This window comes from Edaphosphingomonas fennica, assembly GCF_003034225.1.
In the GTDB taxonomy this organism is placed as follows: Bacteria; Pseudomonadota; Alphaproteobacteria; order Sphingomonadales; family Sphingomonadaceae; genus Sphingomonas_E; species Sphingomonas_E fennica.
In genome coordinates, this window is sequence record NZ_PHHF01000026.1 from 43,099 (window position 1) to 64,481 (window position 21,383).

At 63.2% G+C, this 21,383-nt stretch carries 17 protein-coding genes; 9 read left to right on the forward strand and 8 right to left on the reverse strand.

From position 1 onward, the window contains the following. The first annotated feature begins 67 nt into the window (after nucleotides 1–67). Together CV103_RS06165 and CV103_RS06170 are read left to right on the forward strand one after the other, a co-directional pair. The gene (locus tag CV103_RS06165; protein ID WP_070935460.1) at nucleotides 68–661 is read left to right on the forward strand and encodes an arylesterase; all 594 of its coding nucleotides are present in this window, start codon (nucleotides 68–70) and stop codon (nucleotides 659–661) included. Nucleotides 662–779: 118 nt separating this feature from the next. Next, nucleotides 780–1,682: a hypothetical protein gene (locus tag CV103_RS06170; RefSeq protein ID WP_146163387.1), complete on the forward strand. Its 903-nt coding sequence runs from the start codon at nucleotides 780–782 to the stop codon at nucleotides 1,680–1,682. A 49-nt stretch (nucleotides 1,683–1,731) separates the two neighbouring features. Here CV103_RS06170 and CV103_RS06175 read toward each other — a convergent pair whose 3' ends face one another. The 3 genes from CV103_RS06175 to CV103_RS06185 all read right to left on the reverse strand — a co-directional run bounded on the left by CV103_RS06175 (nucleotide 1,732) and on the right by CV103_RS06185 (nucleotide 4,559). Then, nucleotides 1,732–2,127: a glycine zipper 2TM domain-containing protein gene (locus CV103_RS06175; protein WP_015459338.1), complete on the reverse strand. Its 396-nt coding sequence runs from the start codon at nucleotides 2,125–2,127 to the stop codon at nucleotides 1,732–1,734. 110 nt (nucleotides 2,128–2,237) lie between these two features. Further along, nucleotides 2,238–3,509 (reverse strand): CaiB/BaiF CoA transferase family protein, encoded by a 1,272-nt coding sequence (locus tag CV103_RS06180; protein WP_107394370.1) that lies wholly within the window; start codon nucleotides 3,507–3,509, stop codon nucleotides 2,238–2,240. A gap of 90 nt (nucleotides 3,510–3,599) precedes the next feature. Then, nucleotides 3,600–4,559, reverse strand: coding sequence for a 1-phosphofructokinase family hexose kinase (locus CV103_RS06185; RefSeq protein WP_107394330.1), 960 nt, complete (start codon nucleotides 4,557–4,559; stop codon nucleotides 3,600–3,602). A 271-nt stretch (nucleotides 4,560–4,830) separates the two neighbouring features. Here CV103_RS06185 and CV103_RS06190 point away from each other — a divergent pair, with 271 nt between their 5' ends. Together CV103_RS06190 and CV103_RS22075 are read left to right on the forward strand one after the other, a co-directional pair. Then, nucleotides 4,831–8,067: a TonB-dependent receptor gene (locus CV103_RS06190; RefSeq protein WP_107394331.1), complete on the forward strand. Its 3,237-nt coding sequence runs from the start codon at nucleotides 4,831–4,833 to the stop codon at nucleotides 8,065–8,067. 275 nt (nucleotides 8,068–8,342) lie between these two features. After that, a complete protein-coding gene (locus CV103_RS22075; protein ID WP_146163388.1) occupies nucleotides 8,343–8,885 on the forward strand; it encodes a hypothetical protein in 543 nt (180 codons plus the stop codon). Nucleotides 8,886–9,016: 131 nt separating this feature from the next. Here the strand turns inward: CV103_RS22075 and CV103_RS06200 are convergent, their stop codons facing one another. From CV103_RS06200 to CV103_RS06220, 5 genes are all read right to left on the reverse strand, one after another. Then, nucleotides 9,017–10,330, reverse strand: a complete 1,314-nt coding sequence (locus tag CV103_RS06200) for an efflux RND transporter periplasmic adaptor subunit (protein ID WP_245896677.1) — start codon at nucleotides 10,328–10,330, stop codon at nucleotides 9,017–9,019. Beyond that, a complete protein-coding gene (locus tag CV103_RS06205) occupies nucleotides 10,306–11,640 on the reverse strand; it encodes a TolC family protein (protein ID WP_245896679.1) in 1,335 nt (444 codons plus the stop codon). Before CV103_RS06205 ends, CV103_RS06200 begins: the two co-directional genes overlap by 25 nt. 274 nt (nucleotides 11,641–11,914) lie before the next feature. Further along, a complete protein-coding gene (locus CV103_RS06210; protein WP_015459331.1) occupies nucleotides 11,915–13,117 on the reverse strand; it encodes an ABC transporter permease in 1,203 nt (400 codons plus the stop codon). Next, nucleotides 13,114–13,794, reverse strand: coding sequence for an ABC transporter ATP-binding protein (locus CV103_RS06215; protein ID WP_015459330.1), 681 nt, complete (start codon nucleotides 13,792–13,794; stop codon nucleotides 13,114–13,116). Before CV103_RS06215 ends, CV103_RS06210 begins: the two co-directional genes overlap by 4 nt. 628 nt (nucleotides 13,795–14,422) lie before the next feature. Then, on the reverse strand, nucleotides 14,423–16,324 hold the full coding sequence (locus CV103_RS06220) for a ribonucleoside-diphosphate reductase subunit alpha (RefSeq protein WP_015459329.1): 1,902 nt from the start codon (nucleotides 16,322–16,324) through the stop codon (nucleotides 14,423–14,425). Between the two features lie 630 nt (nucleotides 16,325–16,954). Here CV103_RS06220 and CV103_RS06225 point away from each other — a divergent pair. The 5 genes from CV103_RS06225 to CV103_RS06245 all read left to right on the forward strand — a co-directional run bounded on the left by CV103_RS06225 (nucleotide 16,955) and on the right by CV103_RS06245 (nucleotide 21,382). Continuing rightward, entirely contained in the window at nucleotides 16,955–17,740 is a 786-nt protein-coding gene (locus CV103_RS06225; RefSeq protein WP_107394335.1) for a DUF2189 domain-containing protein, read from the forward strand. 194 nt (nucleotides 17,741–17,934) lie between these two features. Continuing rightward, a complete protein-coding gene (locus tag CV103_RS23190) occupies nucleotides 17,935–18,642 on the forward strand; it encodes a PEP-CTERM sorting domain-containing protein (RefSeq protein WP_425443829.1) in 708 nt (235 codons plus the stop codon). Between the two features lie 130 nt (nucleotides 18,643–18,772). After that, on the forward strand, nucleotides 18,773–20,296 hold the full coding sequence (locus tag CV103_RS06235) for a fumarate hydratase (protein ID WP_015459326.1): 1,524 nt from the start codon (nucleotides 18,773–18,775) through the stop codon (nucleotides 20,294–20,296). Further along, nucleotides 20,293–20,826, forward strand: a complete 534-nt coding sequence (locus CV103_RS06240) for a hypothetical protein (RefSeq protein WP_107394336.1) — start codon at nucleotides 20,293–20,295, stop codon at nucleotides 20,824–20,826. The genes CV103_RS06235 and CV103_RS06240 overlap by 4 nt, the downstream gene beginning before the upstream one ends. A 10-nt stretch (nucleotides 20,827–20,836) precedes the next feature. Continuing rightward, nucleotides 20,837–21,382: a hypothetical protein gene (locus CV103_RS06245; protein WP_107394337.1), complete on the forward strand. Its 546-nt coding sequence runs from the start codon at nucleotides 20,837–20,839 to the stop codon at nucleotides 21,380–21,382. Nucleotide 21,383: the final 1 nt, after the last annotated feature.

The window sequence follows — 21,383 nt, forward strand, 5'->3', positions numbered from 1 at the left end:
TTTCCCCTTGAGGCCCGATTGTTACGCATATGGAGTGCGGCGCCTGATTGTCCATGCCGCCGCCCTCATGACATTGTTCGTAACCTTCCCCGCGCTGGCGGCGGACAAGCTGGTCGTCGCCTTCGGGGACAGCCTGATGGCCGGCTACCAGCTCAAGCCCGGCGAAGGCTTCGCCCCACGGCTGGAGGCCGCATTGCGGCGAAGCGGCATCCCGGCGCGCGTGCACAATGCCGGCGTCTCGGGCGATACCACCGCGCAGGGCAAGGCCCGGCTCGGCTGGGTATTGGGGGGACTCAAGGCCAGACCCGACCTCGTGATCGTCGAACTCGGCGCCAACGACATGCTGCGCGGCCTGCCCAACGCGCAGACCCGGGCCAATCTGGATGCGATCCTGGCAGAGCTCAAGCGGCGGCGCATTCCCGCCATGGTCGCCGGCATGCAGGCGGCGCCCAATCTGGGGCAGGCCTATGCCCGAGAGTTCAACGCCATCCATCCGGCGCTCGCCCGCAAATATCAGGTGCCGCTCTATCCCTTCTTCCTGCAGGGCGTGGCCACCAACAAGGCCCTGCTGCTGAAGGACGGCATGCACCCCAATCCGCGCGGCGTGGACGTGATCGTGGCCAACATCCTGCCGTCCGTCCGCAAGGCGCTCGGGCGATAGCATCGCGCTACGGAAGGCTGATCGATCCCCTCACTGCCACCTTTGCGCCCATTGAGGGCGCCCTGCGCTCGCGGGCAATATCGGCGCGTGGCAATGATCGGGTGCCGGGATGCGGGTGGTGCATGATGCGGGGGCCATGCCCTTCGACCAATGGGTGATGCTGGCCTTTCCGCTGGCCGGAATCGCGCTCACCTTATGGCTGTGGAAGACGGCGGAACGGCGGCTGTGGTGGAAGCTGGCCGCCGGCTTCGCCCTGTTCCTCGGCCTGCTGACCGTCGCCCTGCCCTATGCGGACCATGATCGCGTCCAGGCGCGGGCAATTGCGGGCGAGGTGACGACCGTGGAAGGCCCGATCAACGGCCATCGCCGCTGGACCGAACGGAGCTTCGCCGGTTCGTCGCGCGGCGTGGGCGTCACCAACTTCGATCGCTATAACAAGACGACCTACGAATATTTCTACATCGGCGATACGCCGTTCACCTTCATCGTTGGCGGCTATCCCAGCCATGCCTCCTTCACCAACGCGGCCGACCCGCCCGTCGCCATCGCGGACGGGATGTGGGCGCGGGCGAAGTTCTTTCGCGACGATTGGTATAATGACGAACGGCGTATCACCCGGCTGGAACTGGCGCCGGCTCCACCGGCCGGGGCGCGGCCCCTCTCCCCGGTTTCCGTTCCGCAAGCGCCCCCCGCGAAGGCCGGATCGAACCTGCCGCCCGATTTTGCCGCCTTCTGGGAAGGGTTCGCCGCCGCCGTCGGCCGGGGCAATGCGGCGGCCGTCAGGCCGCTCGTCGCCTTCCCGTTCCATTTCGACAGCCATGAGCTGGACGCGGACGAGTTCGACAGCCTGTGGATGAGCCTGTTCGCCGCGCCGCTCCGCCCCTGCATCGCCGCTGCGGCGCCAGTGCGGGAAGGGGATCGCTATGTGATCTTCTGCGCCGGCTATGGCTATTATTTCGCGAAGACGGCCAGCGGTTGGAAGCTGGCCGAATTCCTTGCCGATGGCGAGGCCATGCAATGATCCGCGTGCCGGCGGGACGGGGCCTGCCCCGTTCCGCCGGCGCCCGTGCTTACTTGCAGCGCACCTCGCCGCGATCGATCTCGCGGCCCAGCAGCGCGCCGCCTGCACCGCCCAGCAGCGTGCCCAGCATGCGATCGCCGCTCGTGTCCACTGTCCGGCCCAGCAGCGCGCCGGCGGCGGCGCCGATGATCAGGCCGGTCGTGCCGTCGTCGCGCTTGCAATAATAGCGCCCGTCGCGCCCACGATAGACATGGTCGTTGCGGCTCAGGCGGCGGCCGTCATAGCGGCCGTTATTATAATAGCGGTCGCCCTTCCAATAATTCTTGCCGCGATTGCCGTTGTTGTAATGCTTGCCGTGATGACGGTCGCGGCCATGATCGGCCAGGACCGGGCTTGCCGGCACGGCAACGGCGGCCAGCACGGCGGCAATGATGAACTTACGCATATCTCGTCCCCTTGGGTGTCCTTTGCATATCGTTCATGGCATGCCGAAGCTGAATGGCGCACTACGCCATATTCATGAAGCGGAAGGGAAATCCCCGCGGGTCGCCGGCGTTACGGCACCTCGCCGTCGGTGCCGGGGCGATCCCGGATCACGCCGTCCGCCCTCAGGCCGGCAAGCTCGGATGTGCCCATCCCCAGCCATTCCCCCAATATCTCGCTGCTATGCTCGCCCAGATAGGGCGCGCGGCGGCGATAATCGGCCGGCGTTTCGGATAGCCTGGCGGGATAGGCCACCGTCGGCACGGCCGCGCCATCCTCCCGCACGAAATTGTGCACCGATCCCCGCGCCGCCACGAACGGATCGCCGAATATCTGGTCGATGCGGTTGACGGGGCCGCCGGGTATGCCGTTTTCCTTCAGCATGGCAATGACCTCCGCCGCGCTGCGCGTAGCGATCAGTCCTTCCAGGACCGGCTCCAGCACGTCGCGATTGGCGACCCGCGCGGCGTTGCGGGCAAAGCGGTCGTCCGTGCCCAGTTCCGGCCGCCCCAGCGCCGCGCACAGCGACCGGAACTGGCCGTCATTGCCGACGGCGACCACCACCGGCCCATCCGCCGCGTCGAACAGGCGATAAGGCACGATCGTCGGATGGGCGTTGCCCAGCCGGCCGGGCACGACGCCGCCCACCAGCCAGGACATCGCCTGGTTGGCGAGCATGCTGATCTGGGTATCCAGCAGCGAGCAATCGATATGCTGGCCCTGCCCCGTGCTTTCCGCGTGGCGGAGCGCCATCAGGATCGAAACGGTGGCATAGATGCCGGTGGTGATATCGGTGATCGCCACGCCGACCTTGGTGGGCGGGCCATCCGGCTCGCCGGTGATGCTCATCAGCCCGCCTATCGCCTGCGCCACGAAATCATAGCCGGCCTGATCGGCATAGGGGCCGTCCTGGCCGAACCCCGTAATCGAACAATATACGAGCCGCGGATTGATCGCCCGCAGGCTCTGATAGTCGAGCCCGTATCTGGCCAGCCCGCCCACCTTGAAATTCTCGACGAGGATATCGGCCTCCGCGGCCAGCCGGCGCACGATCGCCGCCCCCTCCGGCGTCGAAAGGTCGAGCGCCAGTGAGCGCTTGTTGCGGTTGCAGCTCAGATAATAAGCGCTCTCGCCCGGCCCCGGCTCGTCCGGGGCGGGATCGAGGAAGGGCGGTCCCCAGCCGCGCGTGTCGTCGCCCCGGCCCGGCATTTCCACCTTGATCACGTCCGCGCCGAAATCGGCCAGGATCTGCGTGCACCAAGGGCCGGCGAGGACGCGGGAGAGATCGAGCACCTTCACGCCGGCCAGGACCTGCGGTTTCGCGCCCGTCGCGCCTGCCTCCATGCCCATTACTCCACTGCGATCCAGACCGGCGCGGGCCTAGCACCGCCTTTCCGGGCCGACAACGCGGATGGGGCGCTGGAAGGCAGGGGTTCAGCCGGCGGAGGCCCCGATCGTCAGCGCCTCCGGCTCCGGCACCGATGCGAGGATGCGTTCCACATCCTCCCGGCAGCACAGGTCGGTCCCCGGCGTCAGCACCGCCGCCGTGCCCGCGGCAAGCCCGTATCGGAATGCCTCCGCCGCGCTCCATCCGCGCGCGAAGCCCAATGTCATCGCCCCGACGAAGCTGTCGCCGGCCCCCACCGCGCTGCGCGCCTCCACCGGCACGGCCGGCAGCAGGAAGGCTCCGCCGGCATTCACCAGCACCGCCCCGCGATGGCCCATCGTCACCGCGACATGTTCCACCTGCCCGCCCGCCACGAAGGCGGAGGCCGCCTCGGCAATGGCCGCGACGTCCGCCAGCTTGCGGCCGATCAGCTGCTCCAGTTCGCCCTGGCTGGGCTTCATCAGGAATATGCCGCCGTCCACCAGCGTGCGCGCCAGCGCCGCCCCGGACGTATCGACCACCAATTTCACCCCGCGCGGCGCCATCGCGGCGCGCGCCCGCGCATAGAAATCGTCCGGCACGCCGCGCGGCAGGGAACCGCTCACCACCAGATAATCGCATTCCGCAACCGTCAGGCGATCGAGGGCCGCCTGCCATTCCGCGTCGCCGACCAGCGGCCCTTCCGGCACGAAGCGGAATTCCTGGCCGCTGGCCCGCTCGTGCACCGCAAGGCTCACGCGCGTGTGATCGTGAATGTCGATCCGCGTCCGCGCGATGCCCGCCTTGTCGATCAGGCTGTCCAGCACGGCCCCGGTGACACCGCCGGCCAGATAATAAGCCTCCGCTTCCCCGCCGAGGCGCGCGACGACGCGCGCGACGTTGATGCCGCCGCCGCCAGGATCATAGCGTTCGTTGTTCGTGCGGATCTTGTGCGTGGGAAAGACGCGCTCCGCCTCGCACGCCCCGTCGATCGCGGGATTGAGGGTAAGGGTGGCGATCCTGCGCATGGCGGGCGATCCTTGCTGCAACCGAAAACCGATCCCGTGATGCCGGCCCGAAAGATTTCACGCAACCCGACGGCCACTCCACCTTCACGGGATGCCGCCGGAAAATCAGGAAAAACGCCGCCCGAAGATATCGAACGTCGTCTTTTCCGAAAATAAATCTGAAAAAGGTGCGGAAAAGACGTGCCGTGCGGATGTGGGGATCGGCGGTTCGCGCGTATCACCCTCATGACCACAAGTCGAAAGCAGGCTTGCGGCATGAGGAGGGGCATTCATGAAGCGGAGTTTTCTGCGGGGATATCTGTATTCTGCGACGGCCTTTGCAAGCATCGCCACCGCATGCGCGGTGCCGGCGTCGGCCCAGACGAGCGAGCAATTATACGATTTCAACATTCCCAGCCAAAGCCTGGGCGGCGCGCTGAACGCCTTCGCCCGCGCATCCCATCAACAGATCACCTTCGATCCCGCAGCGGTCCGCGAAAAGCAGAGTCCCGCCCTTACCGGCCAATATAGCGCGCGCGATGCCCTCGACCGGCTGCTCGCCAATTCGGGCCTCACCGTCCGCGTCGGTCGCACCGGCATCTTCATCGTCGAAAAGCCGGCGACGCCGAGGCCCAGCAAGGCGGAAGCCCAGAATCCCGATCTCACCCCCGCGGAGACGCTCGACATCGTGGTGACGGCGCAGAAGCGTGAGGAGAAGATCCTGGACGTGCCGATCGCGGTATCGGCTTTTTCGGGGACCCAGCTCGATCGCCAGAAGATCGAAAGCGGTGCCGATCTGGTGCGCGGGGTGCCGAACCTGAACTTCTCGAAAAGCTTTTCGAGCATGTACAATATCGGCATCCGCGGGATCGGCACCAAGGCGCTGAACTCGTCGAGCGATCCGGGCGTGGCGGTGAGCTACAACAATACGCCGTTGATCCGGAATCGCCTGTTCGAGCAGGAATTCTTCGACACCTCCCGGCTGGAAGTTCTGCGTGGCCCGCAGGGCACGCTCTACGGCCGCAACGCCACCGGCGGCGTGGTCAACATCTTCCCCGCGCTGCCCACCGGTGAGTTCGAGGGCGAGCTGAAGGGCGAGGTGGGAAACTATGAAACCCGCCGGGTGAGCGGGATGCTCAATATCCCGCTGACCGATACGTTCTCGATCCGCGGCGCGGGCGCCTACACCAAGCGCGAGGGTTTCGATTATAACGAGTTCACCCGCAACCGGGTGAACGGGCGCGATCTCTGGTCGACGCGCCTTTCCGCGCAATGGGAGCCCAGCGACCGCTTCAAGGCGAACGTCATCTGGGAACATTTCAACGAGGATGACGACCGCTCTCGCACCGGCAAGGCGCTGTGCACCACCGATCCAGGCCCGGAAATGGTGGGCAGCACTATTGTTCCCGATCGGTTGCGCAGCCGCCTAAGTCAGGGTTGCTTGCCTGGATCGCTTTACGATGATGCCGCCTTCGGCGTGCCTAACGCCGCAAGCCAGACCGCACTCTATAATGCGCAGTCTATCGTTATTGGCATTGATCCGAATACATTTGCATCAATACCCCTTGTGAAAGCGGGCGATCCTTACGCGGGCATTGTTCAATCGCGCAATCCGCGTAGAATATCGACAGCTATCGATCCGACATTCAAAGCCAAAAACGACATTGTGCAACTTAACCTTGAATTAAAAATTGGCGAATCTTTAACTTTAATTTCGCAGAGCGGATACAGCAAAGATCGTTGGTATTCTTCTCAAGATTACAATAGATTCGCATCCAACCCTATTTTTGGAAACACCAAAGGATTATATAACGTTCTATTTGAACCATATGCCGATGATGGCCCCCTTCCAGATGGATTTTATACAGATCCTCAACTTGGATCATCGGATAGATTGCTAACTATGGATCTGAATAGAACAAGAACCCGTCAGTGGACCCAAGAAATACGCCTTCAATCGGATTTTAATAATAGATTCAATTTCAACGTCGGGGCGAATTATCTGAATTTCAAAACCACGGACGATTATTACGCATTCAGCAATCTTTTTAATCTAACAACAGATTTCGTTTATCTTCAGGATTTATCAAAGGCTTTTGGAAGCCCTCCTACTATATCATTTCTAAATTGCCCTGCGGCGAGCGAAGATCCAGCGTGTCAATATGCTCCATATAAGGACAAAAATCCCCTTAACAGCATAGATGACCTTGGCCACAATTATTTCTTGAGCAGAAATAATGTTAAGACCAAATCGTTTGCGATCTTTGGCGAAGCTTATTATCAAGCCACCGATGATATAAAAATCACTTTAGGTGCCAGATATACAAACGATAAAAAATATCAAACCCAGATACCAAGCCAACTTCTTCTTAGCAGTTCCATCATAACTGGAGGAACTGTAAATTATGGATATCCAGCCCTACCTGACATAGATCAGGGATGGAGCAGATTCACTGGACGAGCTGTTATCGATTGGAAACCCAATATTTCCTTCACCGACGATACACTCGTCTATGGATCCGTCTCTCGTGGTTACAAAGGTGGCGGCGCCAATCCGCCACGGGTCGATTTTGATCCTCGGATCGTTCAATATATTCCCCTATCCGATAGATATAAACCAGAAGGTTTGACAGCATTTGAGATCGGCACGAAAAACCTTCTTGCCAACAATACTATAAGTTTAAACGCAACGGCGTTCTTCTATGATTATGACAATTATCAGATATCTCAGGTTACGGATCGTATTACCTATACGGAAAACTTCGACGCCCAAACTTGGGGGCTCGAGCTAGAAGCGACCTGGCAGCCGAACCGAAATTTCCGCTTCAACAGCAGCTTGGGATATCTCGATTCAAAATTGAAGAAGAATGCGAAATCGATCGACGTGATGGATCGCACCCAGGGGAATCCGGACTGGACGGTGGTCCGGCCATGGCTACAGGTTCCGACGAACTGCGTCGCGCCAACCAAGTATGTCGAAAAGGTACTCAGCACCTTTCCATCCGAGTTGGCCCTTGCGGCACTGTGCCCCGGATCGACCGGTATTGGATCTTACAATCCAAATATACCCCCGGAAACTACCGTGCCATATTGGCAGTATCTAGGGTTTACCTATGACCCTCTAACAGAGGCTCCAAATGCCGGAAGAGGATTCGATGCCGATCTTGGCGGCAATGAACTACCAAATTCTCCGCACCTCACCTTCAATGTTGGAGCACAGTACACATTCTTTTTGGACAGCGACGATTGGGAACTAACGTTCCGCGGAGATTATTATAGACAGTCCAAGAGTTATGCTCGTGTTTATAATACGGAATTCGATAAACTAAAAGGTTGGGGAAATTTGAATATTTCTGTCTCCTTTGCCAGACCAAAAGATCAACTTGCGTTCCAATTATACGTGAAGAATGCCCTGAATGACCAGCCAATTACGGACGTTTTTCTTAGTGCTGATGATATAGGAATGCCAGCAAATACATTTTACCTCGATCCTAGAATCATAGGATTCAACATCACTAAGAAATTTTAAAATTTAATACTATATTAAATAGTAATTATTTTGGAACTCACAGGATTTGGTGATCTACACGATTAGATCTCCCAACCGTTTTGCCATGCCTTGTTAATAAATTTTAGTTTATAATAATTATAAAAAAGAATCACTTGACTATATATAATTCCAATGCAAACATAATCATGCCTTAAAATGGCGCGTGGGCAGATGATGTTTATCGCAGACATCGTTATATTCTGCGTATGTTGCGTCACTTCTGCTCAATAATTGTTAGGAGAAGGAGACAATACATGAAGAAGCTATCACTTATCTGTTCAGCCGCTCTTATTATGGCAGGCATGAGCAGCACGGCAAATGCCGTTACGATCCGCAAAGCGGGCAATAGCATGGTCTTGAGCGGCCCGATTACAACGACGATTTTGGGCGTATCCACCACCTGCACCGTTACGGCGGTTTATGACGTCCCGGAAATGGCTGGAGATGGCCATACCACCTTCAGCCATTCGCTCTCCACGGATCCATCGCATGGACATACCGTTAATCTGCGCAGCTTTTCGATGAGCGGTGGGACCGGATGTTCCCTTGCCACCCTGCACGGGACGCCCACCATTTCGGTCTCTCCGACGACGGTTACGATCAGCGGCATCAACGCAACGGCGATTGGCGGCCTGATCACCTGCGCGGGATCGATCAGCGGCACTTACACCCATCCGGGCTCGCCTCCGCCCCCGAACGCGCGAGTTACGTTCCTCAATCAAACCGTCGGTGCCTGCACCTTCTCTGGAACGCTGACGGCGGCAGCGGGTGAATTTGATATCGACGCGACTCCGTAATTCATCCAATATAGTTAACTTCCTCCCTGAACGCCCAAGCCCCCAACGGAGCTTGGGCGTCTTTTTATATTTTTAGGTTCAAAGTGACCCTACAATAGTACTGTTGATGAAAATTAATGAGTTAATACAAATTATTGCGATGGAAATGACTGTGCGTCCTCCCACACTATAGTATCCCCAGGCTTCAGCCCCGACACAATCTCCACGCCATCCGGTCCGACCTGCCCGATCTGCACCTTGGCCAGACTATCCTTGCCTGTACGTTGATTGCGCACCAAAATGAAGGCATCTGGCACCGCGCCCCGCACCGCCGAAGGGGGAACCACCAATGCGGCAGCCGCATTATAGGTCATTACCGCGATATTGGCAGTCATGCCGACTCTGACCCGAGCCGCCTGATCAGGCGCCAGCGGATCGAGGCTAGCTGTAGCGGTAAATATTGCCTTTCCAGGTGTCGCGACGCCACCAGGATTGCTGGCTTCCCCAGCAATTGCATCAATCTTTCCCGGTAGCGCCAACCCCGCAAAGCCTGCACCAGTTACCATCAACCGTTGTCCCAGCCTGAGCAAGGCGACATCGGCTTCTTCGATGTTGAAAGTGACAATAAGATCACCCGCACGGGCGTTTACGCCAATAAGCTGGCCGCGCGAAACGCGGGCACCTACATGGACATCATTTTCCGCGGCCACAGCCAGCTTATTTGCAGGCGGGCGTACCATGATACCCGCATCTTTCGCGCGGATCACTGCTCCCGTAAATTGTGCATTGAGCACCGCGAGGCGCGCGCGCGCGTTTGCAAGCTCAAGCATCGCCACGCGCCGATTGGGGCCATTGCCGCGTTCCAAAGCCACCCGCATATCCTCGTTCGCCGTGGCCACAGCAGTGCGTTGCGTGCGCAGTTGCTGGAGCATGCCGTCATATTCGGTACGCGCCACCAGCCCGCGATCCAGCAGCGTCTTGGTTTCCGCCAGCTTTCGTTCCGTATCGGCCAGATCGAACCGGGCGCTTTCCACCGCGCGTCGCGCCCGCGAGACCTCCGGGCCGCTGGCCCATCCCTCCATGTCCCGCGCGGCCTGCATCGCCTTCAGATAGGCGCTTTCCGCCTCATTGCGGCTCTGCTCCAGCTCCGAAACGTCGAGCACGGCGAGCATCTGGCCGGGCGCCACGGGATTGCCGTAGGCGAACCCCATTTCCTTCACCGTCCCGTCGAACGGGGCGACGATGCCCGTGCCCTCGCCCGCCTTGATCGTGCCCGCGAAACTGATCGACGCGGTGAAGGGGCGCGGCTGGACGACCATCGTCTGCTCGGTAGTCTCGCCGCCCGCCTCCGGCTGTCCGGGGGACCGCCACCACAGGGCCAGCACGAAAAGGCCGCCGGCCGCGACGACCAGCCAGCCGAGGGACCGCCGGTCCATCCGCTTCAATCGTTCAGGGATATGCGCCATGTTTCCAACGTGTTCCCGATTTGCTGATCCAGGCTCGTCAATGCGTTCAGATATCCGATGCGGGCCGCGAGCTCCTGCGTGTCCGCCGTGCGCAGGTCCGCCTGGAAGGACAGCACCTCGAAATTCGATGCCCGGCCGACCTTGAGCTTTTCCTGCTGCAATTCCAGCGCGCGCGCCGCCAGCGCGCGGGCGCGGCGGGCGGCCACCAGCTGCTGCCAGCTCGCCTCCACCGTCTGCACCGCATCGCGGATCTGCGTTTCCACCGATTGGGTGAGGTCCTGATAGCGCAGCTCCGCCGTCCGCAGGCTGGTGGTCGCGCCGATTTCCCGCTGGCGGTAGGAAAAATCCCCGATCGGGATGGAAAGCTGTACGCCCACATTATGGTCGGTCGGCGGATCGAGCCGCCCCAGGATCGGATCGTCCACCCGCTGGCGGGAGACGGAGCCGCCGATCGAAAGATCCCAGAGCCGGTTGTTCCGTGCGACGGCAAGGTCGATCCGCGTCTGTTCCAGCGCCAGGCGCTGCCCCAATATGTCGACACGCGACGAAAGGCCGAGGTCGACCACGCGATCGAGGTCGATATCGGCCTGCTCGGCATCGGGTTCGTCCGCAGCCACCACATTGGTGCGGGGGTCCACCGCCAGCAATTGCAGCAAGGCGAGCTGCGCGCTCGCAAGCTGCTGCCGCGCCTGCAGCACGGCCACTTCCTGGTTGGCGACGCCGGATTCCGTCTGGACGATATCGGCGGCGGCCATCCTGCCGGCGACGATCAGCGCCCGGTTGGTTTCGAGGAGATCGCGCGTCCGTTCCAGCGAGAGTTCCGCAAGCTCCACCTGGCTCTGCGCCTGCGACAGGCGGCGATAGGCCTGGATGATGCCGGTGACGGTGTCGATCACCGTGGATTTCAGGCTCAGCTTGTTGATCTCCTCCTGCAGCCGGGCGATCCGCACCGGCGCCATGTTCACCTTCGTCCCCGCCCCGCGCAGCAGCGGCTGGGTGAAGGACAAAGCCGCCGTATCGCTATGGCCCGTCCTTCCGGAATCGAGCTGGTCGCGCCGATCCCAGGAAAATTGCACGCGCGTGCCGATCGGCGTCAGCCAGGTGCCGGCCGCGCCGACGGAGGAGGTGTTGAAGGTGGTCCCGCCCACGCGCTGATGGGCGATATCCGCGGAAAGGTTCAGCTTGGGCAGGAACAGCGTGTCGGCCACGAACAGGTCGAACTTCTGCGCCACGCGCTGGAGATAGGCGGACTTGATCGTCCGGTTGTCCCGCAGGCCCAGCGCTACGGTTTCGGCGAGAGTGAGCGGCACCGGCTGCCCGCTGGGCACCGGATTTGCGGGCGGGGATCTTACCGCCGCGATCGGCGCGATCTTCTGCGCGCTTGCCAGATCCGGGGCGATCGCGCCACAAAGGCACGCAATCAGCAACCAGGGGAGGCGGCGATGATCGGGACCAGAATCGGCCTTTGCCTGTGCCTGCTGTTGCCCGCCGGCTGCGCGACGCCCCGGGAGTTGAAGGTGCCGCCAAGCGCCCCGAGCCTTGCCGAACCGCCCGCTTTGCCCGATCTGCCCGGCTATGCGCCCCCTATTCCGCACGAAGCGCCTCGATCGGCTTCAGGCGGGACGCGGTGATCGCGGGATAGAGGCCGAATATCAGGCCGACGAGGCCGGCCACGCCCGTCCCCAGCGGCAGCACATAATAAGCGATGCTGAAGGTCCAGCCCGAGCTTCGCGCCACGAAATAGGTCGCCAGCAAGCCCAGCAATGCGCCGAACAGGCCGCCCGCCACCGCCAGCGTCGCGGATTCGACGATGAACATCGTCCGCAGGTCACGCGGCGTGGCGCCGATGGCCGCGCGCAGCCCGATCTCGCGCCGGCGCTCCATCACGCCCATCAGCATCACGTTCATCACGCCGATGCCGCCCACCAGCAGGGAGATAGCGCCGACGGCGGCCAGCATGCGCGAATGCACCGCCTTCTGCGCGTTCATCGTCTTGATATAGGTCCGCGCGCTGATCACCTGGATCGCCGATCGCGGGTTGGCCAGCATCGCCGACAGCCGCTGCCCCACGATATCGGGGTCCGCCGTCGGGCGCAGCTTGGCGAGCACGATATTGGGCACGCCACCCGCCACCACACGGCGTGAGCAGGCCAGCGGCACGATGACGGATTCGTTGTAATCGCTGGGATTGATCGCCTCGAGGGCGGTCGGCATCAGGATGCCGATCACCGTGAAACCGTAATTGCCGACGATGATGGCAGCGCCCGGCAGCAGCTCCGCCCCCGGCGCGGACAGTTTCTCCGCTGTCCCCTTGCCGACCAGCGCGACGGGGCTGCAATTGTCGATCGGCCGGAACAGCCGCCCCAACCGTGGGGCGAGCCCCACGGTCGCCGCGAAGGCCGGGGGCATGCCGACGATCCCCGCATCGGTGGTCTGGCGGCCGGCGCTGATCGAGGCGCGGCCGGTGATGATGGGAACGGCGCGCAGCACATCGGGATCGCGCGCCGGCAGCTGCGCCACCACGTCCGGATCGAAGCCGGGCGGCATTTCCCCTGTGGGCGTCGCCTGCAGCTGCACCGTATCCACGCCCAGATGGCGGAACAGCTTCAGCGTCTCGAGCTGCGCGATATGGCCGATGTTGAGCAGCGCCACGATCGATGCGGTGCCGATCAGGATGCCCAGCAGCGCCAGCGCCGATCGCCGCCCCTGCACCCGCAGATTGGCGAACGCCTCGCCGATGATCTCGGCCAGCGGAATTCCCGAAGTCGCGGGCGCGCGCTGCGTCACATGGCCACCGTATCGGCGATCACCTGCCCGTCGAGCAGCTCGATCCGCCTGTCGCAGCGTTCGGCCAGCTGGCGATCATGGGTGACCATCACGATCGTCACCGCCAGCCGGCGGCTGAGATCCTTGAGCAGGTCCATCATCTCCAGCGACGTTCCGCTGTCGAGGCTGCCGGTCGGCTCGTCCGCCAGGATCAACTGGGGATCGCCGATCAGCGCCCGTGCCAGGGCGACCCGCTGGCATTGGCCGCCCGAAAGCTCGGAAGGCAGGTGATCGGCCCTGTGCCCCAGCCCCACCCGATCGAGCAGCGCCAGCGCCTTCGGCCGGCGATCCGCCTTGGGAATGCCGCGATAGAGCAGCGGCAGGGCGACATTCTCCCAGGCGCGGAGGCGGGGCAGCAGCTGGAAGGATTGGAAGACGAAGCCCAATAGCCGGTTGCGCAGCCGCGCCGTTTCCTCCGCCGAGGCGAAGTTCACCGCATTATCGCCCAGCAGGACTTCCCCGCGATCCGGGTGATCGAGCAGGCCGATGATGTTGAGCAGGGTGCTCTTGCCTGATCCCGAAGGCCCCAGGATCGCGCAGAAGCTGCCATTTTCTATCGAGAAGGAAATGCCCTTCAGCACCGGAATCGGATTCGCGGCAACGCCATAGGCCTTTTCGACCTCTTTCAGCCGCAGCACCGCATCCCCTCCATATAATCATATGGATGAAAAATACTCATATGAGTCAATAGAAGGATTATACTTTCGCAGTGCAGCATAAGCGCCTGCAAACTCTCTGCGATGAACGGCACCCGACCTCGCGAGATTTGGCAATGTCATGGTGGCAATCTGGCGATCGGCCGGCTCCAATATCTGGGCCCGCCGGATATTGGGTCATTTGCGATATCCGATCCGAACAGAGCGATCCCGTTTCCCGGCATGCCCGACCAGACGATGCCTTGCGGATATATACGTTTCAGCCATGCAAAGACGCACCCGCCGCCACCGACGGAATCGGGGCGGCGGGTGCGTTTTCCCGTTCGTGCATGCCGGCAGCGGCGGCCCTGGCGTGGACTGCCCATGGCCCGGACAGCGTGGAAAATTCAGATTTGCGTCAGCGATGGCGGGAAGGCCGGCAATGTGCCTTTCCGCAGAAAAAGCCTGCCTGGCCGGATCCGGCCCGGTCCATCACTCCCGCGAAAAACGGGAAGGACGGAGGGAGGCTGGCGAAATGCCTGCGCTCCCCCGGCATTCCGGCCGTCAGGCAGGTCCTCGGTGCGCCGAAACCCGGCCGTCGCTCCAGCCAGGTTGCCCTAGCGGCCTCGCCTCACTGGCAGGCGAGGCACTCGTCATAGTCGGTGGTCGTGGCCAGCTCGATCTTCTTGAGGTCGGGCGTGTTGTCCGCCTCCACGCCGCCGGCAAAGCCCGCGCGCTGGATCGATTTCGACCGCAGATAATAAAGCGACTTGATGCCGAGCTCCCACGCGCGGAAGTGCAGCATCAGCAGGTCCCACTTCTCGACGTCGGCGGGAATGAACAGGTTCAGCGAGGTCGCCTGATCGATATAGGGCGTCCGGTCCGCCGCCAGCTCGAGCAGCCAGCGCTGATCGATCTCGAAGCTGGTCTTGAACGTGTCCTTTTCCTCCTGATTGAGGAAATCGAGATGCTGGACCGAGCCGCCCTGCTCGAGGATCGAATTCCACACCGCGTCCGAATCCTTGGACTTGGCCTGCAGCAGCTTCTGCAGATGGACGTTCTTGATCGAGAAGCTGCCCGACAGCGTCTTATGCGTATAGATGTTCGCGGGGATCGGCTCGATGCAGGCGGAGGTGCCGCCGCAGATGATGCTGATCGACGCGGTCGGCGCGATCGCCATCTTGCAGGAGAAACGCTCCATCACGCCGCGATCCTCGGCATCCGGGCAGGCGCCGCGTTCGGAAGCGAGCAGCATCGACGCTTCCTGCGCCTTGGCGGCGATATGCTTGAACATGCGCAGGTTCCAGCTCTTGGCCATCGCCCCTTCGAAGGGTAGGCCGCGCGCCTGGAGGAAGCTGTGGAAACCCATCACGCCTAGGCCCACGGAACGTTCGCGCATCGCCGAATATTTGGCGCGCGCCATCTCCGGGGGGGCGCGATCGATATAGTCGGTCAGCACATTGTCGAGGAAGCGCATCACGTCCTCGATGAACTGCTTGTCGCCGTTCCACTCGTCCCACGTCTCGAGGTTGAGCGAGGACAGGCAGCAGACGGCGGTGCGATCGTTGCCGAGATGGTCGCGGCCGGTGGGCAGGGTGATTTCGGAGCAGAGGTTGGAGGTCGAAACCTTCAGGCCCAGTTCGCGATGATGCTTCGGCATCGCCCGGTTCACCGTATCGGCGAAGACGATATAGGGCTCGCCCGTCGCCAGCCGGGTTTCGACCAGCTTCTGGAAGAGGGAACGCGCATCGACCTTGCCGCGGACGCTGCCGTCCTTGGGGCTGGTCAGTTCCCATTCGCGGCCGTCGCGCACCGCTTCCATGAAGGCGTCGGTCAGAAGCACGCCGTGGTGGAGGTTCAGGGCCTTGCGGTTGAAATCCCCGCTGGGCTTGCGGATTTCGAGGAACTCCTCGATCTCCGGGTGCGAGATATCGAGATAGCAGGCGGCTGAGCCGCGACGCAGCGAGCCCTGCGAGATCGCCAGCGTCAGGCTGTCCATCACCCGGACGAAGGGGATGATGCCGCTGGTCTTGCCGTTCAAGCCGACCGGTTCGCCGATGCCGCGGACATTGCCCCAATAGGTGCCGATGCCGCCGCCGCGCGAGGCGAGCCAGACATTCTCGTTCCAGATCTCGGTGATCGCCTGAAGGCTGTCATCCACCGAGTTCAGATAGCAGGAGATGGGCAGCCCCCGCCCGGTGCCGCCGTTGGAGAGCACCGGCGTGGCCGGCATGAACCACAGCTTCGAGATATAGTCGTAGAGGCGCTGGGCGTGCGCGGCATCGTCGGCATAGGCCGAGGCCACGCGGACGAACAGGTCCTGATAGCTTTCGCCCGGCAGCAGGTAACGGTCCTTCAGCGTCTCCTTGCCGAAATCCGTGAGGAGCGCGTCACGCCCGTGATCGACCTCGACCGGATAGGGCCGCTTGAGCACGCCGTGCGGGCTGTCCGTCCCGGCTTCGGCCCTGGTCGCTTCGAGGGTGGTGGCCACGTCGCTCGCGCCCGCTTCGTTGTTGCTGCCTGAAAGGTCCATCGTCGCGTCGCCCTTGCCCGGTTATCCGTCGTAAAAATCATGGCCATCCGGGGTGCCGGACGGGCCTTTGCGGCCCGATCGTTCCCAGAATGTTCGGCCGGGAAGCCACGCTCCCTAAGCCTAGCATGCCGGGGAGCGGAAGGGGACCGGCTTTCCGCCGCGATCCCACGTCAAAGAGACGCAAACAGCCGTTCCGCAAATATAGGGTACGGCACGGGTTTAACAATCTCTTGGGGCCAGCCCCCTGGCACGACCACTATCCATAGTGCCCGATCCCCGTCCGGACGCAAGATGTAAATTCGCTTGGCGCCTCCACGGCTCATCGCCGCTCCGATTCGGTTCGTCGCACCCGCCGGCGGAAAAATGGCCTGCGACGCGCGGATTTTCCTGCACTCCGCGCCGCCGCAAGAGAATGAAAGAGGAACAAAAAAATATTCCCGAAAGGGCCGGTGCGGCCGCAATCGGCGGGCGCCCGGCCTCGGGCAATTTCGGCTTCCCGCGTGGCGCCGGCAGGCGTAGGATCGGGATCGACCTCCGGCCTGCCTCGGGTCGCCGGCCGCCGGTCCGTTTGCTGATCCAATTGCCGCTCGAGGGAAGGGCGCAGCCCGTCCCGCCATCAGGAGGGCCGCCATGGTCGCGATCACACCCGTTTCCGAAGAGACGAGAATCCCCGACGTCCGCAGGATCGGCATGGCCGATCTGCGCTGGGCGCTCGCCGAGGGCTGGCACGATTTCCGGGAGAAGCGGGGCGATATCCTGCTGGTCGGCTTCATCTATCCGCTGGTGGGGTTCGTCGCGGCCTGGTTCGCGCTGAACGGGGAGCTTATCCCCCTGCTCTTCCCGCTGGTCGCCGGCCTGTCGCTGCTGGGGCCGACGGTCGCCTCGGGCTTCTACGAGCTTGCCCGCCGGCGCGAGCAGGGGCTGGAATCAGGCTGGACCCATTTCTTCGATCCGTGGAGCGGCCCGCGCGGGCGCGAGCTGCTGCTCGCCACCCTCACGCTGGCGCTGCTGTTCGTCGCCTGGGTCGGCACCGCCTGGCGGCTCTACCAGGGCGCCTTCGGCCTCAGCCAGGGCCTCACCATATCGGCTTTCCTCGAACAGCTTTTCACCACCAACGAAGGCTGGCGGCTCATCATCTTCGGCAACCTCGTCGGCCTCGGTTTCGCGGTGATCGCACTGGCCAGCAGCGTCGTCACCTTCCCGATGCTGGTGGACCGGCCCGTCCATGTCGGCACCGCCATCGCCACCTCCTTCAAGGCCGCCACCCTGAATCCGGTCGCGATCGGCACATGGGGCCTGATCGTCGCGGCGCTGCTGGTGATCGGCTGCATCCCCCTGTTCGTGGGTCTGGCGGTGGTGCTGCCGGTGCTCGGCTATGCCACCTGGCACCTCTACACCCGGCTGGTGGAACGATAGGGCATGCCCGGAACGGGTCGGGGCGGCGGAGGAAAGATGCCGATCCGGCCCCTACCCCTTATGGGCCGCGCATTGACAGCATGACGCCATCGGGACCACGCTTCGCCCGATAACAGGGGCTCGAACGCCTTTCGGATCGCTCAACGATGCCCCGCCGGCACGCCCCGGCGGCGGCTATGGAGGAGGGGTTCGAAATGAGCAGCTTTCCCAAGCGGATATTCCTGTCCGGCGTGGCTGTCCTGACGCTCGGCATGAGCGCGGCCGGCGCCAGGGCGGAGATCATCGGCGGAGTCGAATTCCCGCAGGGCGCCCTTTCCTTCGCCGATGCCGTGGTCTCCTACCAGCCCGGCCTGGAGGGCAATGCGCCGACAGCGCCGCACCAGGGCGCCGCCAACGCGCTCGGCGTGCCCGATTATAACGGGGTGAATTCCTGCGCGTCGCAGGATGCCTGCTCCTTCGTCTCGCTGGGCGTGGGCGGGCGGATCGTGCTCCGCTTCGTCGATAATCTGCTGACCGGCAGCGATTCCGATGCGGACGATCTGTGGATCTTCGAGGTCGGCCCCGATGTCGAAGGCACGATCGTCGATATCAGCGTCAACGGCATCGACTGGCTCTCGGTCGGCGCCATCGGCGGATCGACGCGGGGCATCGATATCGATGCGTTCGGCTACGGCTCCTCCTCCGCCTTCGCCTATATCCGCCTGACGGACGCGGCCAATAATGGCGGCACGACAGGCGCCACCGTCGGCGCCGACATCGACGCGGTCGGCGCGATCTCCACCCGCGCCGCCGCTGGTGCCGGAACCGGCGACATGGGCGATGATGATCGCCGGATTCGGCCTCATCGGCGGGGCGCTCCGGCACGGCAAGCCGCTGCCCGCATAGCGGGTCGGCCCACATAGCGGGCCATCAACCGGGGACCGCCGGTTGGAATGGGTGCGCGAAACGCGTAAGGCCACCCCCGAACGACGCGATTCCCGCGTGGGATCGCGCCCGATGTTTCGCGCCACGTCCCACCCGTAGAGGGAGCCCATGACCGTCATCATCAAGGAAGCCGACCTGATCGAGAGCGTCGCCGACGCGCTCCAATATATCAGCTACTACCACCCGATGGATTATATCCGCGCGCTGGGGGATGCCTATGAGGCCGAGCAGGGGCCGGCCGCGAAGGACGCCATCGCCCAGATCCTGACCAACAGCCGCATGTGCGCGGAGGGCCACCGCCCGATCTGCCAGGATACCGGCATCGTCACCGTCTTCGTCAAATGGGGCCAGCAATGCATGCTGGACAGCGACAAGTCGCTCCAGGAGGTCGTCGATGAAGGCGTGCGCCGCGCCTATCTGAACCCGGAGAACCGGCTGCGCGCCTCGATCCTGAAGGACCCCGCCTTCGGCCGCGTCAACACCAAGGACAACACGCCCTGCGTGATGAACGTGGAGATGGTGCCGGGCGCCAAGGTGCATATCGACGTCGCGGCCAAGGGCGGCGGCAGCGAGAACAAGTCCAAGTTCAAGATGCTGAACCCCAGCGATTCCATCGTCGACTGGGTGCTGGAGATGGTGCCGCAGATGGGCGCCGGCTGGTGCCCGCCGGGCATGCTGGGCATCGGCATCGGCGGCACGGCCGAAAAGGCGATGAGCCTGGCCAAGGAATCGCTGATGGGCCACATCGACATGGCCCAGCTCAAGCAGCGCGGCCCCCAGAACGATATCGAGCGACTGCGCATCGAGATCTTCGACAAGGTGAACGCGCTCGGCATCGGCGCGCAGGGGCTGGGCGGGCTCGCCACCATCCTCGACGTGAAGATCATGGATTATCCGACCCACGCGGCTTCCAAGCCGGTGGCGATGATCCCCAACTGCGCGGCCACCCGCCACGCCCACTTCACCCTCGACGGTTCCGGCCCCGTCTATCTCGATCCGCCGAGCCTGGACGAATGGCCCAAGGTGGAATGGACGCCGAGCAAGGAGGCGATCAAGGTCGACCTCGATACGCTGACGCCGGAAATCGTGGCGAGCTGGAAGCCGGGCGACCGCCTGCTCCTGAACGGCAAGATGCTCACCGGCCGCGACGCCGCCCACAAGCGCATCCAGGACATGCTGGCCAAGGGCGAGGAGCTGCCCGTCAGCTTCAAGGGCCGGGTGATCTATTATGTCGGCCCGGTCGATCCGGTGCGCGACGAGGTGGTCGGCCCCGCCGGCCCCACCACCGCCACCCGCATGGACAAGTTCACCGACATGATGCTGGAGCAGACCGGGCTGATCGCCATGGTCGGCAAGGCGGAGCGCGGCCCCGCGGCCGTGGAATCGATCAGGAAGCACAAGGCCGCCTATCTGATGGCGGTGGGCGGCGCCGCCTATCTGGTCGCCCGCGCGATCAAGGGCGCCCGCGTGGTCGGTTTCGAGGACCTCGGCATGGAGGCGATCTACGAGTTCGACGTTCAGGACATGCCGGTGACGGTGGCGGTAGATTCCACCGGCCAGAACGTGCACCATATGGCTCCGCTCGTCTGGCGGGAGAAGATCGCCAGGGAAAGGCTGCTCGAAACCGCATGACGATCACCCTCCTCCCCGCACTGCTGCTGGCTGCCGCCCCCGGCGCGGCCGGTGCCCCGGATTTCAATCCATCGGCGGTGCGGGTGGAGGATGTCGTCGCCTGCAGGCTCGATGCCCGCCAGTTCAACGGCTTTGTCGCCTGGGCGACGGGGCCGGACAATGGCGGCGCATCGCGCGGCTGGGCGCGGGTGGACGGCGGCGAGCCCACCATCGTCGAATTCCGCCTGCCCGCCCCCATCGCCGCCTTCGGCCGCACCACCGACCGGATCGGCTTTGCCGGCACCGCCGTGCTGGCGATGCTGCCGGAAGTCGCCCCCGCCACGATCGCCGGCGAGGTCGGCATCGCCAACACGATCCCGGACGACACGCGCTTCTTCGGGGAGAAGCTCGTCGATCGCCGGGTGGAGCATGATGCCGATCTCGGCATGTCCTATACCTATAAACGGGTGATGATCGTCACCGCCTTCCCGTCCCATCCCGGCGCCACCTTCGCGGGATGCAGCTATCGCGCGGAGGAAGGCGACAGGTGAACCGCCCCGCATGATCCCGGAACTCACCGGCCGCGATGCGCGCTATCGCGTGCCGCTTTCGCCGGAAGAATGCGTGGACCGGCTGGCGCCGCTGCTCGTGGCCGGCGGCGACGTGGCCTTCACCGATGGCGGGCCGGACATGGTCTTCGCCGGCAGCGTCGGCCGCGATGTGCTCCATATCGCCTGCCGCCACCGCAACCGGCGCGCCGACAGCGAGTTCGCGCTCCACGCCCGCCTCTATCGCGACGGCGCCAACACCCAGATACGCGGCCGCTTCCGCGTGCCGACCGACACCAGCCGCTACATGATCGGCTGGTTCGCCTCGATGGTTCTGTTCTCCATCTATATCGGCTGGACGAGCATGGTGACGCCGCTGGTGCGGGCGCTGCTGATGGCCGCGCCGCTCGGCATGATGGCGATCGTGATCGGCCTGTCGCTGCTGCATCGCGGCCGGCTGAAACGCGACGAGGCGGCGATCACCGCCCTGCTCGCCGAAACGCTGGGCGCGCGCCGCTATCGGCTCAAGCCCGCCGGGCGGCGCGCGGGGAAGCGTTGAC

What these genes read in the sequence shown, in the direction of transcription:
- CV103_RS06165 (WP_070935460.1), top strand. Translation starts at nt 68, where the DNA reads ATGACATTGTTCGTAACCTTCCCCGCGCTGGCGGCGGACAAGCTGGTC.
- CV103_RS06175 (WP_015459338.1), bottom strand. Translation starts at nt 2,127, where the DNA reads ATGCGTAAGTTCATCATTGCCGCCGTGCTGGCCGCCGTTGCCGTGCCG.
- CV103_RS06180 (WP_107394370.1), bottom strand. Translation starts at nt 3,509, where the DNA reads ATGGAGGCAGGCGCGACGGGCGCGAAACCGCAGGTCCTGGCCGGCGTG.
- CV103_RS06185 (WP_107394330.1), bottom strand. Translation starts at nt 4,559, where the DNA reads ATGCGCAGGATCGCCACCCTTACCCTCAATCCCGCGATCGACGGGGCG.
- CV103_RS06190 (WP_107394331.1), top strand. Translation starts at nt 4,831, where the DNA reads ATGAAGCGGAGTTTTCTGCGGGGATATCTGTATTCTGCGACGGCCTTT.
- CV103_RS22075 (WP_146163388.1), top strand. Translation starts at nt 8,343, where the DNA reads ATGAAGAAGCTATCACTTATCTGTTCAGCCGCTCTTATTATGGCAGGC.
- CV103_RS06200 (WP_245896677.1), bottom strand. Translation starts at nt 10,330, where the DNA reads ATGGCGCATATCCCTGAACGATTGAAGCGGATGGACCGGCGGTCCCTC.
- CV103_RS06220 (WP_015459329.1), bottom strand. Translation starts at nt 16,324, where the DNA reads ATGGACCTTTCAGGCAGCAACAACGAAGCGGGCGCGAGCGACGTGGCC.
- CV103_RS06225 (WP_107394335.1), top strand. Translation starts at nt 16,955, where the DNA reads ATGGTCGCGATCACACCCGTTTCCGAAGAGACGAGAATCCCCGACGTC.
- CV103_RS23190 (WP_425443829.1), top strand. Translation starts at nt 17,935, where the DNA reads ATGAGCAGCTTTCCCAAGCGGATATTCCTGTCCGGCGTGGCTGTCCTG.
- CV103_RS06235 (WP_015459326.1), top strand. Translation starts at nt 18,773, where the DNA reads ATGACCGTCATCATCAAGGAAGCCGACCTGATCGAGAGCGTCGCCGAC.
- CV103_RS06240 (WP_107394336.1), top strand. Translation starts at nt 20,293, where the DNA reads ATGACGATCACCCTCCTCCCCGCACTGCTGCTGGCTGCCGCCCCCGGC.
- CV103_RS06245 (WP_107394337.1), top strand. Translation starts at nt 20,837, where the DNA reads ATGATCCCGGAACTCACCGGCCGCGATGCGCGCTATCGCGTGCCGCTT.